The sequence below is a fragment of the Actinobaculum sp. oral taxon 183 str. F0552 genome (assembly GCF_000466165.1).
Classification (GTDB): Bacteria; Actinomycetota; Actinomycetes; order Actinomycetales; family Actinomycetaceae; genus Peptidiphaga.
The window spans coordinates 17,166-37,604 of the sequence record NZ_KE951415.1 but is presented as its reverse complement, the minus strand read 5'-3'; the positions used below and the strand labels follow the sequence as shown (position 1 = coordinate 37,604).

Sequence of the window (20,439 nt, the reverse complement as noted above, 5' to 3'; positions counted from 1 at the left end):
CGCATGCGGGCCGCATCGTCAACGAAGGGACTCACCGATGCCAGCACGACGCAACGGCTTGCGCAGGATGCTCGCCGCATGCGCGGCGTGCCTCCTGGGGACCGCCGCCACCGCCTCCGCCGCTCCGACGACGGACGGCGCCGCACATCCGCCCGGCGTGTCCGGCGTCTCCTCGGTCGCCGCCCACGCCAAGGGCTTCACCGGGAAATGGTTCGTCCAACTGAAGGAGAACCCGACGATCCGCGGGGGTTCGGCGAGCCGGATCCTCCAGGAGCAGAACGCCTTCCGAGCCTCGACTCGCGGTTCGGCGACCGTGACCGCGAGCTACTCCCGCATCTGGAACGGCCTGACGGTGTCGGCGGCGGGCGACGACGCGCTGGCCGACGTGCGGCACGCCCCCGGCGTCGAGGCTGTCTTCCCCGTCCTGGAGGTGGCCCGGCCGCGCGCGGACTCCGGCACGACGCATCCGGAGGCGTTCAGGTCGGGCGCGATGACGGGGGCGAACTACGCCCACACGGACCTCAAACTCACCGGACGGGGCGTGAAGATCGGGATCATCGACACCGGGATCGACATCGACCACTCCGCGTTCTCGGGCAGCGGCAGACCCGACCCCGCCCATTCCTTCCCGACGAAGAAGGTCGTGGCCGGGTGGGACTTCGTCGGCGACGCCTACGATGCGAACGTCGGATCGGACCGATACAGCCCCACGCCGGTCCCGGACGGCGTGCCCGACGACTGCGACGGCCACGGGACCCACGTCGCGGGCATCGCCGCCGGCAACGACCCCGGCTTCACAGGCGTCGCCCCCGACGCCCTCCTGGGCGCGTACCGCGTCTTCGGGTGCAACGGCTCGACCGACACCGGCATCATCCTGTCGGCCATGGAGCGCGCCGCCAAGGACGGCATGGACGTCGTCAACATCTCGATCGGCGTCCCGTACATGACGTGGCCGACGTATCCCACCGCTCGGGGCGCCGACTCGCTGAGCGAGGCCGGCGTGGTCGTGACCGCGTCCCAGGGCAACGCGGGCGACTCCGGCCTTTTCTCGGCGAGCGCCCCCGCCGTGGCCGAGAAGGCCATCGCCGTCGGCTCGGTCGACAACGCGGGCGTCCTGCTCGGTTCCTTCAACCTCGCGGACGGCACGTCCGTCGGCTATCTCCCCGTCAAAGGCGCCAGCGATGCCCCGACCGAGGGCTCCTACGAGCTCGTCTCATATCCCGACGGCCAGAAGGCGGGTGCCGTCGACCTCCCGGGGACGCCCTTCACGGGAAAGGCCGTCCTCGTCGCCCACGGAGGCCCCAGCGTGTACGCCAAAGGCCAGGCCGCTCGCAAGGACGGCGCCGCAGCCGTCATCATCGCCAACGACGGGCCGGGCCTCCTGAACGCGAGCGCCCAACCTCGACTCGACGTCCCGACGGTGGGGATCGGTCAGGAGGAGGGGCGCCGGCTGGAAGCCGCCATCGCCAAGGGCAAGGCGACCGTCACGTGGTCGAAACGCAAACTCGCCTCCTACGATCCCGACTCGGGCAGGAAATCGACCTTCTCCTCGTACGGGCCGTCCGCCACCCTGTCGCTGAAACCCGACCTCTTGGCGCCCGGAGGGAACATCCGTTCGACCTATCCCCTGGAGAAGCGGGGGTACGCGACCGAGTCGAGGACGTCCATGGCCGCTCCGCACGTCGCGGGGGCCGCGGCGCTGCTGCTCCAGGCCAACCCGTCTCTGGGCCCCGCGGACGTGCGCGCGCTGCTGCAGAACACGGCCAAGCCCGTGCTTCTGGCCGACCCCGTCCGTCGCGGCTTTCCCAGCCAGGCCCGCGTCGCCGAGCCCGTCCACCGCCAGGGCGGCGGGCTCATCGACATACCGGCGGCCGTCGCCCAGGCGACGTCGCATTCGCGCCTCGGATCGAAGGCCTCGCCGTCGACGGTCACCCCCTCGAAGATCTCCCTGGGGGACACGGATTCGACCAAGCCGACGAGGCTGACGATCGCCAACCGCTCCGGCGCCGAGGTGACCCACACCCTCAGCGCCGACTTCTCCCCGGCCGGAACGTGGGGGCCGAACACCTCCCCGCAGATCGTCGCGGGCTTGAACACCGGCGTGACGTTCTCCCGACGGAAGGTGAGGGTCCCGCCCCATTCGACCCGCACGGTGGAGGTGACGGTCACCCCGCCGACCGAGCACACGGCCTACGTCCAGGGAAAGGCCAGTCGCACCCGGCTGAAGGGGACCGCCGTGTACGGAGGGTTCGTCGTGCTGAGGGGATCCGACGGCCGAACCCAGCGCGTTCCCTTCCTCGGCCTGTCCGGGGACTACGAGGCGCTCGACGCGATCAACCCGACGTGGACGTACGGGCAGGTCTTCAACGCCTCGTCCCTCTCCTTCCTGGGCATCGACCCCAAGCGCAAGTTGACGATGGAGCCGAGCCTGGGCGTCGTCGGCGAATGCCCCAACGGGCGGTTGCGCGGCGTGGACTGCGCGGATCCGAAGGCGAAGTACGAGGCCGTCACAGAGGAGGACCACGTCTACTCGATGACGGGACACGACTTCCCGCGGGTGCTCATGCACATCGAGCACCCGGTGTCGCGGTTGGACCTGAGGGTCTACCGCGCCCGGGCCGACGGAGCGAAGGGCGAACCCGCCGGGGCCGACAACTACGCATACCGTTCGACGGGCGAAGGAGCGGACGGATCGCTTTCGCAGTTCAGCTGGAACGGAAAGGTCAGGTCCTCCTCCACAGCCAAGCCGACGCCTGTCGCCGATGGCCGCTACGTCCTCGAGGCGACGGTGACCAAGGGAGTGGGCAAGGCTCAGAACGGCAGGAACGTCGAGACGTTCACCTCCAAGCCGTTCCTCGTGCGAAGCGCCGGCGGGAAGTCAGCCTCCAGCCGACCCGGGTGAAATCCCGTCTCCCAGCCGCCTCCAGGCTGGCCGTGCCCAGGTTGTCGCGCGCTGTGAGAGCCCCGGCGGAAGCCGAGCGCAGCCCCGCCCGTGCGGGAGCGCCGGCGGGCTAGCGCCGCTCCCATCCGGAATTGACGCGCTCGCGCGTGCGCTCGTATCCATGCTTGACGTATTCCTCCAGGACGCTCATCTGGATGCGCCACTGGCCTCGACCGCCGATCTGGATCGCCTTGAGGTCGCCGCTGCGCAGCAGCGACCGCACCTGGAGCACCGAGACGTTGAGAATCTCCGCAACGTCGGGGATCGTCAGGAATTTGTCCATGTTTTTCCTCAATCTTTCTCTTGCTGTCCGCCGCGCGCACTCCCGCGGTGGACCTTGACATTGCCGCCCGGAATGCAACCTGGGCGTGGCCGCAACTATCCGCCTCCTCCGGTGGCTACAGCACCTAGACAGTCGCAGCCGCTAACATATTCTATTCTCACGCCGTCATTCAATCCTATTTTCGCGCCGATGCGTTGCACATCGATTCGGCGTGCCGTGAATACACGGCAGACCGAGGCCGGGAAAGGTGATCGAACGCGCCGGAGACGACGGGCGGCGGCCACCCCGTCGTCCAAGCCGCGCGGACACAGCGGGGTGCCGCACGTCCCCGTCAGGATGACGCTCCGATCGCAGCCTCGAGACACGGCGGGGTGCCGCTCCTCCGCCGGGCCGCCACTTCGCGCTCGGGATCCCTGGCACGCCTTGAACGCCTGCGGCCGCTCACGCCCCGGCGGATCGCGGACACGCAGGCCGGAGCCTTCTAGAGTCCCAGCGCTTTCGGGATGTCCGGAGGGAAATAGTCGGGGCCTTTGAGGACCTTGCCGTCCTCCCGGTAGACCGGCTTGCCGTCCGAGCCGAGCTTGGAGAGGTTCGACGCCTGGATCTCGGCCAGGACCTCCGCCAGCGGGATGCCCAATTCGAGCGCCATCCCGTAGACGACGTAGACGATGTCGCCCAGTGCGTCGGCCACCCCGACGGTGTCGCGCACGCGCTCATCGGCGGCGGCGGCCCGCGCGAAGGCGCCGTCGACGATGCCGCGTGCGCGCTCGCCGTAGACGGCGCCCACGAGCTCTCCGAACTCCTCGGCGACGAGGGCCATGCGCATGTGGATCCGTTCGCGGTCCGCCTCCGGCCCGTCGGCGACGAGCGGAAGGCCGTAGGTCTCATGGAATTGGCGGACGAGGGCTTCGGGGTCGCGGGGGTCGGCGAATGCCGGGTGGCGGCGGTCGGGTCCGAACCACGGCCCCTTCGGTTCGCGGGAGTCCTCCGGGAGGATCGAGGCGACGAGCGCGTCGTGCGCCTCTCCTTTGTTCGCGATCATCCTGCGGACTCGTCCTTCGAAGGTGAAACCGCATTTCCAGGCGACGCGAGCCGAGGGCCAGTTGGGCTCGCCGTCGACTATCTCGCAGCGCCACAGGATCGAGGCCAGGCCCATCTCCTGGAAGCCGAAGTCGATGACGCGCGCGGCGGCCTCGCTCACCAGCCCGGCTCCGCGATGGGCGGCGGAGAGCCAGAACCCCAACTCCGCGGTGCCGTCCTTCCCCGTGAGGGCGATCGTGCCGATGAGGGGGCCGTCCTGGCTGAATCGGATCGCCCACGTGGGCGAGGTCTCCTCCCAGGAGGGAACGACGACGTCCTCGATGAAAGACTCGGCGGATTCGCGCGTGTAGGGGGCGGGAACCGTCGTCCACTTCTGGATCGCCGGGTCCTGGCACAGCTCGGTGATCGTGTCGACGTCCTCTTCGGTGGGCGGCGACAGGACCAGGCGCCTGCTCGTCAACGTCGTGCGTTCCATGAGGGCCAGCCTACCGTCCGATCCCGCAGGGCCGGCGATGAACGGGTCGCATGGCGGAGGGAAAGCCACGCGATCGAGGTCACACGCCCCGGCGCGTCTCCGTATTGGTGCGGCGATGGAGGCCGTGCTACTCTCTTACCTGTTGCTCGGGGCGGTGTCCCGGCCGCTGACTCGCGCGGGTGGCGGAATAGGCAGACGCGCTAGCTTGAGGTGCTAGTCCTCGTATTAGAGGGTGGGGGTTCAAGTCCCCCTCCGCGCACGTGTTCACGGACGCATCCCATGGATGCGTCTTTTTTCGTTCCGGTGGGCTGCCGGGCTACCACCCCGCGGGCGCGTCTACTCCGGTCGACGGTGGCGTCCCGGCACTGCGTGGTCCGGAGTCGCGCGGGCTAGGAGCTGAGGGCTGAAGGCGGTCTGCGGGCCTGGCGCGAACGAGGGGCCGGAAACGGGGAGGTTCTCGGCGGCGCGCATCTGGCAGGACAGTCTGTACTGCTCGGCCTCGGGCTCCTCGACGAATTCCAAGAGGTTGCCGGCGATCTCCTTGAGCGCCCGTTTGACGTCCGCGGGCGAGACGGCGAAGAATTCGCGGCGGCGGTTGACGAGGTTGACGCGCTTGTCGGCGAAGCGGCGATGCAGTTCGGCCTCGACCGTCACGGCGTCCTCGGTGAAGAACAGCGCGTGGACGTCGAAGTTGAAGGGGACCGAGGCACCGGAGAGCTCGCGGACGCGGTCTTCGGGGACCAGCCTGCGCGTCATGCCAATTTTGACCATTTCGCGCCCGAAGGACCCGATGTTGGAGATGACGTAGACGTAACCGGCTCGGATGTTCGCGGCCCGGAAGTCGACGTTTTCGATCTGGGAGTCGATGTCGTCGATCTTCGCTTGGATCTCCCGGGCTTCCTCGGCTTTCCCCTGGGAGAGGAGTGCGTTGACGACGTTCTCGTAGTGCCCGCGTTCCTTGAGGAGCTTCTCGCGCTGCTCTTCGAGTTCCTTTCGAGCTTTGGCCTCCTCGCGCAGCCGGGCCTTCTCCTCGCGTTCGATCTCCTTCTCGACTTTGACCGCGTTCTTGTGGTGCAGGGCGAGCTCCAGCTCGCGGAGGCGCAGGCGGTGGTATTCGTCGGCGATGCGCAGATCGATCATCGCCCCGAGCCTTTTCACCTGCTCTCTGGCCCGCTCCAGCCGCGTGACGGCCGCCTGTCCGTTCCCGGCTTTGAGGGTGAGGATGCAGTTCTCCGCCTCGGCGTTGTAGGACCGGAGCATCATCTTCGACATGTCCGAGATGAACTTCCGCCCTTTGGCCGTCGAATTGTTGAAGGTGAAATTCGTCGTCGCCAGTGTGGCCGTCCTGGTCCGGACCATCTCCTTGATGCGTGAGCGGACTCCGGCGAGCTCGCTCTGGAGCTGGACGGAGGACCGGGCGGGATGCGCGTAGTCGACCAACCCGTAGTCGAGCATGGTCGCGGCGTCCTGATAGGAGGCGTTCAGCGCCGCCGTCTGCTGCTGGATCTGCGCAAGATGGTTCCGCGCCTGGAAGATGGCGTGCTGGACTTCCTGGATCTCTCTGCGCTCAGCCTCCCGCCGGCCGTCGATCTCCCGCTGGAGGGCCTCGCGTTGGCCGTGGAGGTCTCTGACGAGTCTCTGGACGTGCGAGGCGTCCCGACCTCCGGCCCTCTCGAGGATCTCCTCGGCGGCCAGCCGTGCGGCCCGGGCCTCCTCGAGCTGCCTGCGGAGGTCCTCGATCTGTTGGCTTTTCCTGGAGAGCATGGCGGTGGCTTCCTCGTCTGCGTCTGGCACGTCGTCACGGCATCCCGGTTGGCGGAGTCCCGGTCGTCGGTGACGCGGGCCGTGAGCCGTCGGCGGAAGGTGAGGCGCGCTTGGGTGAGTGTCGTCGTAACAGCATGATAGGGCCGCGCGTCTGCGACCGCATAAGCCCGGAGTCGCACGCCCGCCGGCAATCCTTTGCCCTGCGCCTCTCCCCGCTGGGGCCCTTCCTCAGCTCCGGCTCGGCTTCCCGGCTAGGCTCCGGGCTCGGCCGGTGCCCCGCTTTCGCCGTCGCCCCGGCCGGGCCCGCCGTCGCTGCGACCGCCCGCCGCGTCCGACCCGGTTCGGGGGCCTTCGGTCTCGGCGCCGTCGGATTCGCCGACGATCTCGGCGTCTTCGACCGTGTCGATCAGGCTGGCGGCCAGGATCTGGGAGGAGAGGCGATCGATCCTGCCGACGAGTTCGCGCCGTTCGGCGATCCGACGCTTGCGGCTCATGGCATCCAGGACGGGGACGGCCTTCTCGATCGCCTCGAGTTCGGTGCGCCACGCCGCGGCCTGCTGCGCGACGTCGGCCGTGTTGGCCGACGCATACAGGTAGGTCGCCTGTTCGCGCAGGACGTTGACCCTCTGCTGGAGCGAACCCGATTCCTTGGCCCCCGTGACTTTGGAGAAGCGGCGCGTCAGGCCCGCGAAGGCCTCCGGGTTGTCTTTGACCATTCTCCGCAGCTCGGGGCCGTACCGGACGGCGGCCATGAGAGCGGCGGGGCCGACCTTGCGCGCCAGCTTCAGCAGCGTTCTGTATATGCTCACATGTCTCCTTCCGCCACAAGTCTATTAGCGGAAATCCCGCGAGGGTAACCTCGCGCCCAGGGCCAGGGGCTGCAGCGCGTCGGCGAGGAGGCTCGTAGCCCCGTCCACCCGTTCGACCGTGCCCCGGACGACGAGCCCCGAGCTGCGGCCGGCGACGTCGCGGTAGCGCACCCACAGGCCCGGCGAGCAGACGACGTTGAGCAGGCCCGTCTCGTCCTCGAGGGAGACGAACGTGACGCCTCCCGCGGTGGGCGGACGCTGGCGGTGCGTGACGACGCCGGCGACCCGGATTCGCGTGGCGGCCTCGGCGCCTTCCACGTCGAGGACGCGCAGGATCCCCTGGGCGGCCAGCTCCTGGCGCAGTAGCCGGATCGGGTGGATCCGCGACGTCCCGGCGGCGGCGATGTCCGCGGACACCAGTTCCGCCTCGCTCATGGCCGGCAGATCGGGGACGGCTCCCAGGGCCTCCGTTCCGGGGATGGGCGGCTGGTGCCACGCGCCGTGGCGGACCGTCCGGTCTTCGAGCGCCTGGGCCGCCCATATGCCCTCCCGACGCCCGACCCCGAGGCTTTCGAGCGCACCGGCCGCGGCGAGGGCCTCGATCTGCGCCCTCTTCAGCCGGGCGCGCCCGGCGAGGTCGGCCGCGTCGGAGAAGGGGGCCTCTCTCCGCTCGGCGCAGATGCGCTGCGCGGCCTTGCCCAATCCGCGCACGGAATCGAGGCCCAGTCTGACCTCCAACCGCGGATGCGGGGTGACCAGTCGCGAGACCGGCGTCGTCGGGGCGGTCCCGCGGGCAGCCGGATCGTCAGGGTCTCCGACTCGCACCAGGGCCCTCTCCGCCGATCGCGTCACGTCGGGTGGGCCGATCCTCACCCCGTGGCGCTGGGCGTCGGCCACCAGGGACTGGGGAGAGTAGAAGCCCATCGGCTGCGCGGCGAGGATCCCCGCGTAGAAGTGCTCGGGATGGTGGACCTTCAACCAGGCCGAGGCGTAGACCAGGTAGGCGAAGGAGAAGGCGTGCGACTCGGGGAAGCCGAATTCGGCGAAGGCGCGGAGTTTGGCGTAGATCTCCTCCCCCGTCGCCTCGTCGACTCCTCTGGCCGCCATGCCGTCCATGAGCTCGGCTTTCAGGGCCTGCATGCGCCTGCGGGAGCGTTTGGCGCTCATCGCCTTGCGCAGCCGGTCGGCCTGCGCCGGGCTGAAGCCGGCGACGTCGATGGCGATCTGCATGAACTGCTCCTGGAAGAGGGGGACTCCCAGAGTCCTCTCCAGGGCGGGGCGTGCCAGGGGATGCGGGTAGGTCACGGCTTCGCGGCCGAGGCGGCGGTTGATGTAGGGGGTGACGGCGTCGCCCTGGATGGGGCCGGGCCGGATGAGCGCCACCTGGATGACGACGTCGTAGAGGCATGCCGGGCGCAGTCGCGGCAGGGCGGCCATCTGCGCCCGCGACTCGACCTGGAAGACCCCCACCGTGTCCGCGGCTTGGAGCAGGGCGTAGACGCGCGGGTCCTCCTGGGGCAGGTTGTACAGGGCCAGGGGCTTTCCGTCGTCTCCTCTCTCCCCCGCTTCCGCCAGCCGGGCGAAGGCGATCCGCAGGGCGGTGAGCGTCCCGAGCCCGAGGAGGTCGAATTTCACCAGTCCGGCTTCGGCGCAGTCGTCCTTGTCCCACTGGAGCACGGTCCGTCCGGGCATGGCCGCCCACGAGACCGGGCAGACGTCTACGACGGGCCGGTCGCACAGGACCATGCCGCCCGGGTGGACGCCCAGGTGCCGGGGAAGCTCCTGCAGGCGCGAAGCCATCGCCGCGACGTCCCGCGGGATCGGCGCCCCCTCCCCCGCGGAGGTGAAGGCGTGATCGGGGCGGGGCGGGACGCCGTCGCAGCCCGGCCGACCATGCTCGGGCGCGTCCGCGGCCGGCCGGCGATCCGCGTGCGCGTGCCGGCTGACGGACGCGGCCCACCGATCGGCCTGCCCGGGGTCGTATCCGAGGGCCTTCGCGGCGTCCCGTATGGCCGAGCGCGGCCGATAGGTGATCGTGTTGGCGACCATGGCGGCGCACCGCCTCCCGTAGCGCCGGTAGACGTGCTGGATGACTTCTTCGCGCCGACTCGACTCGATGTCGAGGTCGATGTCCGGCGGGCCGGAGCGTCCGGGCGAGAGGAACCGTTCGAAGAGCATGCGGTGGCGGACGGCGTCGACGGCGGTGATCCCCAGGGCGAAGCAGACGGCGGAGTTCGCGGCCGACCCACGCCCCTGGCACCAGATCCCCCTCCGCCTGCAGAAGGCGACGATCTCCTCGACGATGAGGAAGTACCCGGGGAAGTCGAGGGCGACGATGAGGCCGAGCTCGTGGTCGACCGCCTCCCACGCCCGAGGGTTGCCGGCCCGCGTGCCGTAGCGTTCGAGCGTTCCCGCGTAGGTGAGCGAGCGCAGCCAGCTGGCGGGCGTGTGCCCTTCCGGAACGGGGAAGTCCGGCAGGCCGGGGGCGACGAGCGCCAGATCGAAGGCGCATTCGGCGCCGACGCGCGCGGCCGCCGCCACGGCTTCGGGGTGGTCGCGGTGCAACGCGAGCATACGGGCCCCCGACCGCAGGTAGGACCGGTTGACGGGCAGGCGGTGCTCGAGGCCGTCGAGATCGGTGCGCGCCCTGGTCGCGGCGAGCACGTCGGCCACCGGCCGGTCCGCCGCTTCAGCGCAGTGGACGTTTCCGGTCGCCAGGCAGGGGACTCCCGCGCGTTCGGCCACTTCGGCGAGGGCCGCGCAGCGCTCGCGGTCGAGCGGGGCGCCGTCGTTGGTCAGTTCGACGGCGACGTTCTCCTGGCCGAAGAGCGCGATGAGCGCCTCGACCTCGCGGGCGGCGGCCTCAAGGTCCCATTCCCGCGGATTCCGCGGCCCGCGGCCGGACTCGTTCCCTTCGAGCGCGCGGTTCACGCCGCTCTTCCTGCACCCGGTCAGGACCATCCAGGCTCCGCGGCTCGCCTCCGCCAGGGCTTCGAGGTCGTAATGGGCCGCTCCCCTCCTTCCCGCCGCGAGCATGGCCAGGCCGACGGTGCGCGACAGGCGTCGGTACCCCTGCGCGTCTCTGGCGAGCAGGAGGATGCGCTCTCCGGGCGGGTGGGCGCGGGCGGTGCGCGCGTCGGGACCCAGGCTCAGCTCGGTCCCGAAGGCGACGGGGAGCCCCGTTCGCCGGGCGGCCTCGGCCAGTCGGACGGCGCCGGGGAAGCCGTCGCGGTCGGTCAGGGCGAGGGCCCGCAGTCCGAGCTCGCAGGCGCGTTCCACGAGCTCCTCGGGCAGGCTGGCGCCGTCCAGGAAGCTGTAGGCCGAGTGGGCGTGGAGTTCGGCGTAGGGGACGTCAGGCATAGACGGCCTGCTCGTACCAGGCGTCCTTCTCGCGGTAGACGAGGAAGGCCGCGTCGGGGCAGGCGATCTGCATGTAGGCCCTCCGTCTGTGCCGCGCGGGGTCCCACCAGCGTTCGTCGACCGGCCACGGCCCGGCGTAGTCGAGGACGGGCTCGCTCCCGCCGGCGCCTGCGAGCCAGGCGGGAGCGGGGTCCTCGCAGGCGTGGGAGCAGGCGAGGAGGCCGTCTTCGGTCACCTCGAGGGGGTGCCCGCACGCCCCGTGGAGTTCGGCCGGCGCGACGGGCGAATGGACGAGGGCGGGGCCCGGTTCGGGGATGGCCCCCGGCCAGGGAGCTTCGGGCCGCCGTCCGTCGCCGAGGTCTTCGCCCCAGGGGATCTCCACGTGGCGTTCGCTCACGTCGCGTCCGCCGGCCGCCCTCGGCACGAGCACGGCGCCCTCCCCCAGCAGCGCCTGCAGACGGGTCACGGCCCGCCCGACCTGCTCATCGCCTGCTGCGCGGGCGCCCCACAGCGGATCGGGCCGCTCCCCCGCCTCCACGGTCTGGTCGATTCTCAGCTCGATCCGGGCCAGCCCGCTCCGCTGCCGGGGTGCGCCGATCCAGCCGGCGAGCTGCCAGCGGACGCGGTCGAGGATGTCGCGGGCGCGCCCTCCGTCCACGGTCCAGGTGCGGCTGAACTCCCGCCCGTCTTCCATGAACGCGCCGATCCGCAGCCTTCCTCCCGAGAGCGAGCGTCTGCCCATCGCCGCCGCGAGTTCCGCGGCCAGCGGCCGCACGGCGAAGACGGCCTCCTCTGCCCGTTCGACCGGGGGTTCGAACACGCGGCCGCACATCAGTTCGGCGGCCGTCTCGCGCCTGACGGCGATGTGGGCGTCCCGACCGCTCGCCAGGGACCATATCGTCTGCCCGATCCGTCCGAAGCGGGTGGTCAGCGCCGCCGCCCCCACGTCGAGGACCTTGCCGAGGGTGTCGGCTCCGAGGCGTTCGAGGAGCTCCACGCACTCCTCCATCCGGCCGCGCGGGCAGGCGCCGGCGGCCAGCAGCAGCGTCCGAGTCCTCTGCGCGCGCAGCATCGCGTGCGAATCCTCTTCGTCGAGGAGGATGTCCGAGCGCGCTGCGACGAGCGCGGCCAGCGTTCCCTTCGCGATGCCGACGTGGGCTTCGCACCCGGTGCCGTCGGCGATCTCGCCGATCAGGGCCTCGGCGAGGGCTTCGGGCGAGCCGGCGGTCCGCACCGCTCCGCGGGCCGCGAACATCGCCGTGCCCGCCTCGAGGACGTCGACGTGGGCGACGTGCGCGTCGATCGCCCGCAGTATCGGCTCGAAGCGGACCGCGTCCCGCTGCCGGTCGACGGGCAGAACGGTCGCCTGAGGGCACACCGCGCGAACGGATCGCCGCCTCATCCCCTCGTGGACGCCGTGGGCGCGGGCCCATGCGTTCGCCGAGACCACTCTGCCAGGTCCCGCGACGGCGGCCGGCGCGCCCGCGGGGATCTCTCCGGCGAGTTCGGCGGCCGTCGCGGGCCAGTCGGCGATCCACACGGCTCCCTTCACGCGCTCACCGCCCGCAGGCTCCTCGCCGCGGCGGATGCGGACGCGCTCGCGGGCGGGCGGAGGAGACGCGCCGGCTCACCCGCCCGCCATCCGGCGGAGTCGATGAGGACGGTGCGGCCCGGCTCACTCGCGCGGCCGATGCTCAGACGGATCGTCGAGATATGGCCCGCCCCGCGCTCGAGTCCCTCCACACCGTCGAATCGCCCCACGACGCACCGACGGGCGGGCCATCCCTCGGCGATGAGAAGGCAGGAACGGGTGAGGGCGCGCTTGGCCAGCAGCCTGCGTTCCCGGGCGTCCAGGCGGACGGAGGAGCCGATGACGGCGACGTCGAATCCGTCGACGGCGGCCGCGAGGACCTGCGAGCGGGCCGCCTCCCCGACCCGGGGCACGCACACCGTGCGGTCGAGGTCGACTCCGAGGCTCGCGGCCACGGCCCACCCCGTTCCCGCGCACCCGAGGAAGACGCTCCACGCGCCCGCGCCGCTCGCAATGCCCGCCACGAGCAGAGCGGCCAGCCGCGATCCGCGCACGCCGACGGTCATGCCACGCGATAGGCCGCGGGGGAAGAGCCAGGATAGGGCGTCGGGCACCGACCACTCCCCCGCCGGGGCCCCGGCTCCCGACGGAGCGCTCGACAGCCCCACCGACTCCTCGGCGCGGGCGAGCGCACGCCTGGCCGCCTCCAAACGCTTCGCCGTCTCCATACCGCAGCTCCCAAAGACATCCGATGTGTGAACGTATGTTCGATTCAAGGATAGGCCCACGGTCCGGCGCTTTCCAAGCGCGCACTCCCTTTCGGGAAGTTTCCGCAGAGTGGCGCGGTATGCGGGAGTGCCGCGCGCGAGGGCTGCGATAGCCTTGGCACGTGTTCCACATCGTCTTCTACGAGCCCCGCATCCCGGGGAACACGGGAGCGGCCATCCGGCTGTCGGCCTGCACGGGCGCCGCGCTCCACCTCATCGAGCCGTTGGGATTCGACCTCTCCGACGCCCACCTCAAGCGCGCGGGCCTGGACTACCACGACTTGGCGAACGTCCGCCTGCACCCGTCCTTCGACTCCTTCGTCGACAGCCTGCCCGGGGCGAGGATCTTCGCGTTCACCGGCCACACGTCCGACAGCTTCGCCGACGTCTCCTACCGCCCGGGGGACGCGCTGCTCTTCGGGCCCGAGCCCACCGGGCTGCCGGCCGCGATCGTCTCCCACCGCTCGGTGACGTCAGCGCTGAGGATCCCGATGATGCCCGCCCGGCGCTCGCTCAATCTGGCCAATGCGGCGTCGATCGCCGTCTACGAAGCGTGGAGGCAGCACGGGTACGCCGAATCGTCGGATTTCTCATGACGGGCCGGCTTTCCGCTTCCCCGCCTCGTCGTGGGGCGGGTTCGCAGTTGGACGCACGTCTGCGCAGTCAGAGCATCTCGCCGCGTTCGACTTGAAAACGGTAGGATCTGGAAATAGGGTGGAGGAGTTCTTCGACCGGCATCTCCAACGCATTGGCCAGCTTGAGCAGGGTGAAGAATCGAGGGTTCACCGCCCGGTTGGACCGCCGGTCCGAGCGGGCGGACTCCATCAACTGGTAGTGGTTGCGGTCGATGTCGGCTCGGAGTGCGACCTGCTCCTGGGACAGGCCGAGCTCCATCCGCCTCTCTCGAATGGTGTGTGCGAAGATCGAGGCGAGATGGCGTTCAAGTGGCGACGATTCGGGCATAGGCCAACTCTCACCGGGTATACACGGCGGTACGACGGGGCATACCCGGCACGGCCGTCTGCCGTGCTCGCGGCGCCCTCGCGCGCCCACGGCCTCGGCGCGGCGGTCGCCTAGCGCGTGCGCAGTTCCCAGCAGGCGACGGCGCTGGCCGCCGCGACGTTCAAGGAGTCGACACCGCCGGCCATGGGGATCACCACCGAGTAGTCGGCCCGCGCGATCGTCGCGGCACCCAGCCCGTCCCCTTCGGCCCCCATGATCAGCGCGATCCTCGAGTCCGCGGCGAGGCACACGTCGAGCCGGCCGAACTCCGCAAGCGTCATCGCTCCGGGCTCCAGGGCGAGAGCGGCGGTCGTGAAGCCATGCCTCGTGAGCGCCTCCATTCCCCGCGGCCAAGGCTCCACCCTCGTCCACGGAACCTGGAACACGGCCCCCATGGAGACCCTGACCGAGCGGCGGTACAGCGGATCCGCGCAGGCGGGGGTCACCAGCACCGCGTCGACTCCCAAGCCCGCAGCGGAGCGGAAGACGGCGCCGACGTTCGTGTGGTCGACCAGCCCCTCCAGGACGACGACCCTCCGCGCGCCGCCGGGCAACGATGCGAGCAGTTCCTCCGCCGTCTTAAGGGACGGGCGGTTCATCGCCGCGATCGCCCCTCTGTGGAGATGGAAGCCGGTGATCGTCTGCAAAGCGGCTTCGTCGCACACGTACACGGGGATGTCCCCTCCCTCGGGGTCTCCTCCGGCTCGCCGCAGCGCGGGGGCCAGCTCATCCAGCCAGCGTTCGTCGGCGAGGACGGACCGGGGGCGGTGGCCGGCCGTGATGGCCCGAACGATCACCTTGGTCGACTCGGCCATGTAGAGTCCGTTGTCGGTTTCGAGCTTTCGTCGCAGGGCGACGTCGGTGAGGCGGGTGTAGTCCTCCAGACGCTCGTCCCCGGTGTCGGAAATCGGAATCAGCACTGGACCAGGGTGCCACATCTCCGCTCGGAGGCGCCCGATCGCATCCGGCAGGTCGGATCCCATCGGGCCGCGGGCCGCCTGCGGCGATCCCCTTCCATTCCACGTCTCTTCGTCTGAGGGGTCTCGACGGCCGCGCGGCCGTCGAGACCCCTCTCTGCCGCCTACGCGCTACCGCGGCGCTCGCGTGCCAGCTTGGGCGCGGGCTGTCCGCGCGCCCCCAGTCGCGTCACACGCCCTCGGGCGGGTGGGGAAGGTCGGTGTCCTCGCGTCGCGGGCCGCTCTGCGGGCGGTCGGCGGGCAGGTTGGGCCGCTGGCCGACTTCGGCCTGCGGGTCGAAAGGGCGGCCGGACTGACGTCCGGATTCCTCGACCTCTCCGGTGGCCACGTCAGCGGCCCCCTTGGCGTCGGCGAGCGCGTCGTCGATGTCGGGGAGCGCGGTCGAGGCCAGAGCCGAGGCGATGCCCCCGTCGCCGTCGAAGTCAACCTTCGGATTGTCGTCCCCCGGATCGGTCTCGCCGCCGAAGCCCCGCGAAATCGCGTTGAGGGCGGCCGTGAGCTCGGTCGGGACGATCCAGAGCTTCGACGAATTGGAGTTGGCGATCTGAGGGAGGGTCTTGATGTACTCGTAGGACAGCAGCTTCGGATCGGCATTGCCGCGATGGATGGCGTCGAAGACCTGGAGGATGGCCCGGGCCTCGCCCTGAGCCCGCAGAATCGCGGACTGCGCCTGGCCTTCCGCCCGCAGGATGGCCGACTGCTTCTCCCCCTCGGCGGTGAGGACCGCGGACTGTTTGACGCCCTCGGCGGTGAGGATCGCGGCGCGGCGATCGCGCTCGGCCTTCATCTGCTGCTCCATCGCGCCCTGGACGCTGCGCGGGGGCTCGATCGCCTTGAGTTCGACGCGAGCGACTCGGATTCCCCACTGGCCTGTCGCCTCGTCGAGGACGCCGCGGAGCTGACCGTTGATCTGATCCCGCCCCGTGAGAGCCTGCTCCATGTCCATCGTTCCGATGATGTTTCGCAGCGTAGTCGCAGCGAGCTGCTCGATGGCTTCAAGGGGATTGGATATTCCGTATGTAGCGCGAACGGGATCGGTCACTTGGTAATAGATGACCGTGTCGATCGACACGTTGATGTTATCGGAGGTAATGACCGGTTGCGGCGGAAAGGGCATGACCTGCTCGCGCATGTCGATCCTCTGGCGGACCGAGTCGAAGAAAGGCACCAAGAGGTGAAGGCCTGGCTGGAGTGTGCGCTGGTACTTTCCGAGCCGTTCGACGATGACAGTATAGCCTTGTTTGACCATCAAAAACGATTTGAATACCGCTATTATAACGATAAGGACTATAAGGCCCAGAATTATGAGACCGATGTGTGTGCTTGAATTCATTGTTGTCCTTTGATTCTTTCGTGTTCGATGGGGGAACTCTTCAGGCTAAATTCGCCTTTCGACGAGGGCGATGGCCCCGTCGATGCCTGTGACCGTGGCGTCGACGCCTTCCGGGATCGATCCGGCTACGGTGCGGGCCGACCACACATCCCCGCCGATCTTGACCCGGCCCGCGGACGTGTCGACCACCGTGAGCGTCCGCGCAGGCTGACCTATGCGCACCTCCACGCTGCCGACTTTGGACCCCTTGGAGTTGAAGCGCCTCTTCGCCCATGGACGGACCACCAGCAGGAAGAGGATCGAGGCGACCGCGAAACCTGCGACTTGAACGGCGAGGGAGTCGGATCCCGCCGCGATGCAGGCGCCGACCAAAGCCCCGCCGCCGATCATGAGGAAGGAGAAGTCAACGGTGAGGAACTCGATCATGAGGCAGACCAAGGCGGCGATCAACCAGAGTTCCCAGTCCACGACGTCCCAACCGAGGATGCGCCACCCCATGATGTCCTCCTAGCGATGCGAACAGTTCCCCCACATTGTATTCCACCCGTCCCGGGCGTCCTCACGGACGGGAGAGAGCTATCCACCGCCGCGCGTCAGGCCTTCCTCGCGGTGTAGCGTCCCCCCTCCTTGGAGACGCGAAGCGGAAGGCCGAAGAGGCTCGAGAGGCGGTCCGACGTCAGGACCCGTCCGATCCAGCCCGAGGAGAACACCCGGCCCTCTTTGAGCAGCAGTGCGTGGGTGAATCCGGCCGGTATCTCCTCGACGTGGTGGGTCACGAGGATCATGACCGGCGAACGGCGCTCGAAGGCCAGGCCGGTCAGAGTCGACAGAAGCGCCTCGCGCCCTCCCAGGTCCAGGCCCGAAGCGGGCTCGTCGAGAACCAGCACCTCGGGGTTGGGCATGAGCGCCCTGGCGATCCCCACGCGTTTGCGCTCGCCTGAGGAGATCGTGTCGAAACGGCGCTCGGCCAGATCAGCCACCCCGAGGTCCGCGAGCAGTCGCCTGGCGCGCCGGTCGTCGACCTCCTCGTAGGCCTCCCTCCACGTCGCCAAGCGCCCGTAGGCGGCGGTCCGCACGACGTCGACGACCCGCTCGCCGGGAGGGATCCTCGCGTCGATCGCGGAGGACGCCATCCCGACGAGGGGGCGGAGCTCGTTGACGTCCACCCGGCCGAGGGTCTGCCCGATCACCGTCACCGTCCCCGACGTCGGGTGCATGCGGCCGGAGACGAGCTGGACGACCGTCGTCTTGCCGGCGCCGTTGGGGCCGAGGATCACCCAGCGCTGGCCTTCGTCCACGCTCCAGGAGACCGAATCGAGAATGGTCCGTCCGCCGCGCCGGACGGTCGCATCGCGTATGTCGAGCACGTCACCCATGGATCAAGACTATCTCCCCCGACCGCGGGCGGCGCCACGACGATGCCGCCGGTTCCGCACCGATGCGGTGCGGAACCGGCGGCGATGTCACCCGTCACCGAGAGGCGAGGATGTCGCGGTAGTACTCAACGGTCTTGACGGCGATCGACTCCCAGGAGAAGTGGTCTTCGACGCGCTTGCGTCCGGCCTCGCCCATCCTCTTCGCCCGGGCGGGGTCGGAGCACATGTCCTCCAGGGCGGCGGCCAAGTCCGTCTCGAACTTCTCGGGATCCGTGGGCGTGCCGGTGCCGTCGTCGAGCTGGTCGATGGGAACGAGGGTTCCCGTGACGCCGTCGTCGATGCAGTCGGGGATGCCTCCCGTCGCCGTGCCGACGACGGGCAGCCCGACGGCCATCGCCTCGAGGTTGACGATTCCCAGGGGCTCGTAGATCGAGGGGGTGACGAAGGTCGTCGAGCACCACTCCAGATCCACGATCTGTTCGCGCGGCAGGTGCTTCTCGATCCACACGACGCCCGGGCGGTCGGCTTGGAGGCCGTCGACGAGGGTGCGCGTCTCAGCGGCGATCTCCGGGGTGTCGGGGGCGCCCGCGCACAGGATCACCTGGATCTCCTTGGGGAGCTTGGCGATGGCCCGCAGCAGGCCCGGCACGCCCTTCTGCCTCGTGATGCGACCGACGAAGACGATAGTGGGAAGGCTGGGATCCAGCCCGTAGGAGCGGAAAGTCCGCCGGGCGCGCTCCTGTTCGGCCTCGGTCTGCGGGGCGCGCCAGGAGTCGAGGTCGATGCCGTTGTGGATGACGCGCACGCGGTCGGGGTCGATCGCGGGGTAGCAGCGGAGGATGTCCTCGCGCATCGCCCGGGAGACCGCGACGATTCCGCTCGCCGACTCGTAGGCGGTGCGCTCGGCCCAGGAGGAGACCTCGTACCCGCCTCCGAGCTGCTCGCGCTTCCACGGGCGCAGGGGCTCCAGGGAGTGCGCGGAGACGACGTGGGGGATGCCGTACAGGAGCGAGCCTATGTGGCCGGCCATGTTCGCATACCACGTGTGCGAATGGACGATGTCGGCGTCCTTGAGGTCGGAGGCCATGGCCAGGTCGATGCCTAGCGTCTTGATGGAGGCGTTCGCCCCCTTCAGCTCCGGCAGGTAGTCGTATCCCGTGACGCGCACGCCGGCGGGCGCCTCCCCGGGGGCGCGGGGGCCGTCGAAGGCGCGGACGTCGACGTCCGCGTGGGCGGCCAGGACTTTCGACAATTCTTCTACGTGAACACCCGCCCCGCCGTAGACGTGCGGAGGGTATTCTCTGGTTAGCAGGGCAACTCGCATAATGGACCTTTCTTCGGTTGATCGACGTCGATGTTTCCACCGTATACGAATTGTCCTCCGAAAATGGGCGAAAAACATGCACTGCATCACTATATGGAATAAGAGGTAAGGCACATGGGAGCAAAACCACGGGTTCTCTCCATCATCCTCGCGGGCGGGGAGGGCAAGCGGCTCATGCCGCTGACACAGGATCGCGCGAAGCCGGCCGTTCCCTTCGGCGGCATCTACCGTCTCATCGACTTCTCGCTGAGCAACATCGTCAATTCGGGCTACCTCAAGGTGATCGTCCTGACGCAGTACAAGTCCCACTCGCTCGACCGGCACATCGCCCGGACATGGCGGATGTCCAATCTGCTGGGGAACTACGTCGCGCCCGTCCCCGCGCAGCAGCGGATGGGGAAGAACTGGTACCTCGGCTCGGCCGACGCCATCTATCAGTCGCTCAACATCTTCGACGACGAACGCCCCGACATCGTCCTCGTCACGGGCGCGGACAACATCTACCGCATGGACTTCTCCCAGATGGTCGCCCAGCACATCGACACCGGGTACGGCCTGACCGTCGCGGGGATCCGCCAGCCGCTCGAGCTGGCCCCCGCCTTCGGAGTGATCGACGCCAACAAGGAGGATCCGAAGAAGGTCAACGGCTTCGTCGAGAAGCCGCAGGACACCTCGGGCCTGGGCCTGGTCGACTCGCCGAACGAGTTCCTCGCCTCGATGGGCAACTACGTGTTCAACGCCGACGCCCTCTACGACATCCTCGTCCAGGACGCAGCCGACGAATCGTCCAAGCACGACATGGGTGGGTCGATCGTCCCCCAGTTCGCCAAAGAGGGCTCGTGCGGCGTGTACGACTTCACCTACAACGACGTGCCCGGGGCCTCGGAGCGCGACAAGAACTACTGGCGGGACGTGGGCACGATCGACTCCTACTTCGAGGCGAACATGGACCTCATCGCGATCAACCCCGTCTTCAACCTGTACAACGACAGGTGGCCGCTGATGACCGGCCACGACGCCAGCCTCGCCCCGGCCAAATTCGTCTACGGCCACCATCAGCGCCTGGGCCACGCCCTCGACTCGATCGTCTCCCCGGGCGTCATCGTCTCGGGAGGCGAGGTCATCGGCTCCGTCCTGTCCCCCGGCGTGCGCGTCAACTCGTGGTCGAGCGTGCGCGAGTCCGTCCTCCTCGACGGCGTGACCGTCGGCCGCAACGCGACCGTCGTCAAGTCGATCGTCGACAAGTACGTCGTCATCGAGGAGGGCGCACAGCTGGGCACCGACAAGGACCGCGACAGGGAGCGCGGCTTCTACGTCTCCGACGGCGGGGTCACCGTCGTCCCGAAGGGAGCCCGCGTCACACCGTGAGCGCCGCATCGAAGATCCGCGAGGGAGAGCCGCTGCGGTTCTCCCTCGCGTCCGTCCGACCGCTGCCCGACGCCCTCCTTGACCGCAC

16 protein-coding genes and 1 tRNA gene are annotated in these 20,439 nt (G+C 69.4%); 4 read left to right on the top strand and 13 right to left on the bottom strand.

The window, feature by feature from the left end:
• Positions 1–37 precede the first annotated feature (37 nt).
• Entirely contained in the window at positions 38–2,902 is a 2,865-nt protein-coding gene (locus HMPREF0043_RS11860) for a S8 family serine peptidase (RefSeq protein ID WP_084432107.1), read from the top strand.
• A gap of 109 nt (positions 2,903–3,011) precedes the next feature.
• On the opposite strand, the gene HMPREF0043_RS03200 is transcribed toward HMPREF0043_RS11860, so the two are convergent.
• Positions 3,012–3,224 carry a helix-turn-helix domain-containing protein gene (locus HMPREF0043_RS03200; protein ID WP_021601421.1) on the bottom strand — a complete coding sequence of 71 codons (213 nt, stop codon included), beginning with the start codon at positions 3,222–3,224 and terminating at the stop codon, positions 3,012–3,014.
• Positions 3,225–3,705: 481 nt separating this feature from the next.
• Positions 3,706–4,740: a GNAT family N-acetyltransferase gene (locus HMPREF0043_RS03195; RefSeq protein ID WP_021601419.1), complete on the bottom strand. Its 1,035-nt coding sequence runs from the start codon at positions 4,738–4,740 to the stop codon at positions 3,706–3,708.
• 173 nt (positions 4,741–4,913) lie between these two features.
• Between HMPREF0043_RS03195 and HMPREF0043_RS03190 the strand changes: the two genes are divergently transcribed.
• Positions 4,914–4,999: transfer RNA gene (locus HMPREF0043_RS03190), tRNA-Leu, on the top strand.
• A gap of 77 nt (positions 5,000–5,076) precedes the next feature.
• Here the strand turns inward: HMPREF0043_RS03190 and HMPREF0043_RS03185 are convergent.
• The 5 genes from HMPREF0043_RS03185 to HMPREF0043_RS10120 all read right to left on the bottom strand — a co-directional run bounded on the left by HMPREF0043_RS03185 (position 5,077) and on the right by HMPREF0043_RS10120 (position 12,932).
• The gene (locus tag HMPREF0043_RS03185) at positions 5,077–6,504 is read right to left on the bottom strand and encodes a DUF4041 domain-containing protein (RefSeq protein ID WP_021601418.1); all 1,428 of its coding nucleotides are present in this window, start codon (positions 6,502–6,504) and stop codon (positions 5,077–5,079) included.
• A 251-nt stretch (positions 6,505–6,755) separates the two neighbouring features.
• A complete protein-coding gene (locus HMPREF0043_RS03180) occupies positions 6,756–7,313 on the bottom strand; it encodes a hypothetical protein (RefSeq protein ID WP_021601417.1) in 558 nt (185 codons plus the stop codon).
• Positions 7,314–7,337: 24 nt separating this feature from the next.
• A complete protein-coding gene (locus tag HMPREF0043_RS03175) occupies positions 7,338–10,673 on the bottom strand; it encodes an error-prone DNA polymerase (RefSeq protein ID WP_021601416.1) in 3,336 nt (1,111 codons plus the stop codon).
• Positions 10,666–12,225, bottom strand: coding sequence for a DNA polymerase Y family protein (locus HMPREF0043_RS03170; protein WP_021601415.1), 1,560 nt, complete (start codon positions 12,223–12,225; stop codon positions 10,666–10,668). The genes HMPREF0043_RS03175 and HMPREF0043_RS03170 overlap by 8 nt, the downstream gene beginning before the upstream one ends.
• Complete coding sequence (locus HMPREF0043_RS10120; RefSeq protein WP_021601414.1) at positions 12,222–12,932, bottom strand: hypothetical protein; 711 nt, start codon at positions 12,930–12,932, stop codon at positions 12,222–12,224. The genes HMPREF0043_RS03170 and HMPREF0043_RS10120 overlap by 4 nt, the downstream gene beginning before the upstream one ends.
• A gap of 161 nt (positions 12,933–13,093) precedes the next feature.
• On the opposite strand from HMPREF0043_RS10120, the gene HMPREF0043_RS03160 reads away from it, so the two are divergent.
• Positions 13,094–13,567 carry a tRNA (cytidine(34)-2'-O)-methyltransferase gene (locus HMPREF0043_RS03160; protein WP_021601413.1) on the top strand — a complete coding sequence of 158 codons (474 nt, stop codon included), beginning with the start codon at positions 13,094–13,096 and terminating at the stop codon, positions 13,565–13,567.
• Positions 13,568–13,634: 67 nt separating this feature from the next.
• On the opposite strand, the gene HMPREF0043_RS03155 is transcribed toward HMPREF0043_RS03160, so the two are convergent.
• From HMPREF0043_RS03155 to glgA, 6 genes are all read right to left on the bottom strand, one after another.
• On the bottom strand, positions 13,635–13,934 hold the full coding sequence (locus HMPREF0043_RS03155) for a helix-turn-helix domain-containing protein (protein WP_084432104.1): 300 nt from the start codon (positions 13,932–13,934) through the stop codon (positions 13,635–13,637).
• 110 nt (positions 13,935–14,044) lie between these two features.
• Positions 14,045–14,893 carry a TrmH family RNA methyltransferase gene (locus HMPREF0043_RS03150; protein WP_040317747.1) on the bottom strand — a complete coding sequence of 283 codons (849 nt, stop codon included), beginning with the start codon at positions 14,891–14,893 and terminating at the stop codon, positions 14,045–14,047.
• Positions 14,894–15,119: 226 nt separating this feature from the next.
• A complete protein-coding gene (locus HMPREF0043_RS03145; RefSeq protein ID WP_021601410.1) occupies positions 15,120–16,283 on the bottom strand; it encodes an SPFH domain-containing protein in 1,164 nt (387 codons plus the stop codon).
• A gap of 45 nt (positions 16,284–16,328) precedes the next feature.
• Positions 16,329–16,781, bottom strand: a complete 453-nt coding sequence (locus tag HMPREF0043_RS03140) for an NfeD family protein (protein WP_021601409.1) — start codon at positions 16,779–16,781, stop codon at positions 16,329–16,331.
• A gap of 95 nt (positions 16,782–16,876) precedes the next feature.
• Positions 16,877–17,659 carry an ABC transporter ATP-binding protein gene (locus tag HMPREF0043_RS03135; protein WP_021601408.1) on the bottom strand — a complete coding sequence of 261 codons (783 nt, stop codon included), beginning with the start codon at positions 17,657–17,659 and terminating at the stop codon, positions 16,877–16,879.
• A gap of 94 nt (positions 17,660–17,753) precedes the next feature.
• Entirely contained in the window at positions 17,754–18,983 is a 1,230-nt protein-coding gene (gene glgA, locus HMPREF0043_RS03130; RefSeq protein ID WP_040317738.1) for a glycogen synthase, read from the bottom strand.
• A gap of 114 nt (positions 18,984–19,097) precedes the next feature.
• Between glgA and HMPREF0043_RS03125 the strand changes: the two genes are divergently transcribed.
• Positions 19,098–20,351: a glucose-1-phosphate adenylyltransferase gene (locus HMPREF0043_RS03125; RefSeq protein WP_021601406.1), complete on the top strand. Its 1,254-nt coding sequence runs from the start codon at positions 19,098–19,100 to the stop codon at positions 20,349–20,351.
• The last annotated feature ends 88 nt before the right edge of the window (positions 20,352–20,439 follow it).

Bases quoted from the DNA above. Each gene is read 5' to 3' on its own strand.
- HMPREF0043_RS11860 (WP_084432107.1), top strand. From the start codon at position 38: ATGCCAGCACGACGCAACGGCTTGCGCAGGATGCTCGCCGCATGCGCG.
- HMPREF0043_RS03200 (WP_021601421.1), bottom strand. From the start codon at position 3,224: ATGGACAAATTCCTGACGATCCCCGACGTTGCGGAGATTCTCAACGTC.
- HMPREF0043_RS03195 (WP_021601419.1), bottom strand. From the start codon at position 4,740: ATGGAACGCACGACGTTGACGAGCAGGCGCCTGGTCCTGTCGCCGCCC.
- HMPREF0043_RS03185 (WP_021601418.1), bottom strand. From the start codon at position 6,504: ATGCTCTCCAGGAAAAGCCAACAGATCGAGGACCTCCGCAGGCAGCTC.
- HMPREF0043_RS03175 (WP_021601416.1), bottom strand. From the start codon at position 10,673: ATGCCTGACGTCCCCTACGCCGAACTCCACGCCCACTCGGCCTACAGC.
- HMPREF0043_RS10120 (WP_021601414.1), bottom strand. From the start codon at position 12,932: ATGGAGACGGCGAAGCGTTTGGAGGCGGCCAGGCGTGCGCTCGCCCGC.
- HMPREF0043_RS03155 (WP_084432104.1), bottom strand. From the start codon at position 13,934: ATGCCCGAATCGTCGCCACTTGAACGCCATCTCGCCTCGATCTTCGCA.
- HMPREF0043_RS03145 (WP_021601410.1), bottom strand. From the start codon at position 16,283: ATGAATTCAAGCACACACATCGGTCTCATAATTCTGGGCCTTATAGTC.
- HMPREF0043_RS03140 (WP_021601409.1), bottom strand. From the start codon at position 16,781: ATGGGGTGGCGCATCCTCGGTTGGGACGTCGTGGACTGGGAACTCTGG.
- HMPREF0043_RS03135 (WP_021601408.1), bottom strand. From the start codon at position 17,659: ATGGGTGACGTGCTCGACATACGCGATGCGACCGTCCGGCGCGGCGGA.
- glgA (WP_040317738.1), bottom strand. From the start codon at position 18,983: ATGCGAGTTGCCCTGCTAACCAGAGAATACCCTCCGCACGTCTACGGC.
- HMPREF0043_RS03125 (WP_021601406.1), top strand. From the start codon at position 19,098: ATGGGAGCAAAACCACGGGTTCTCTCCATCATCCTCGCGGGCGGGGAG.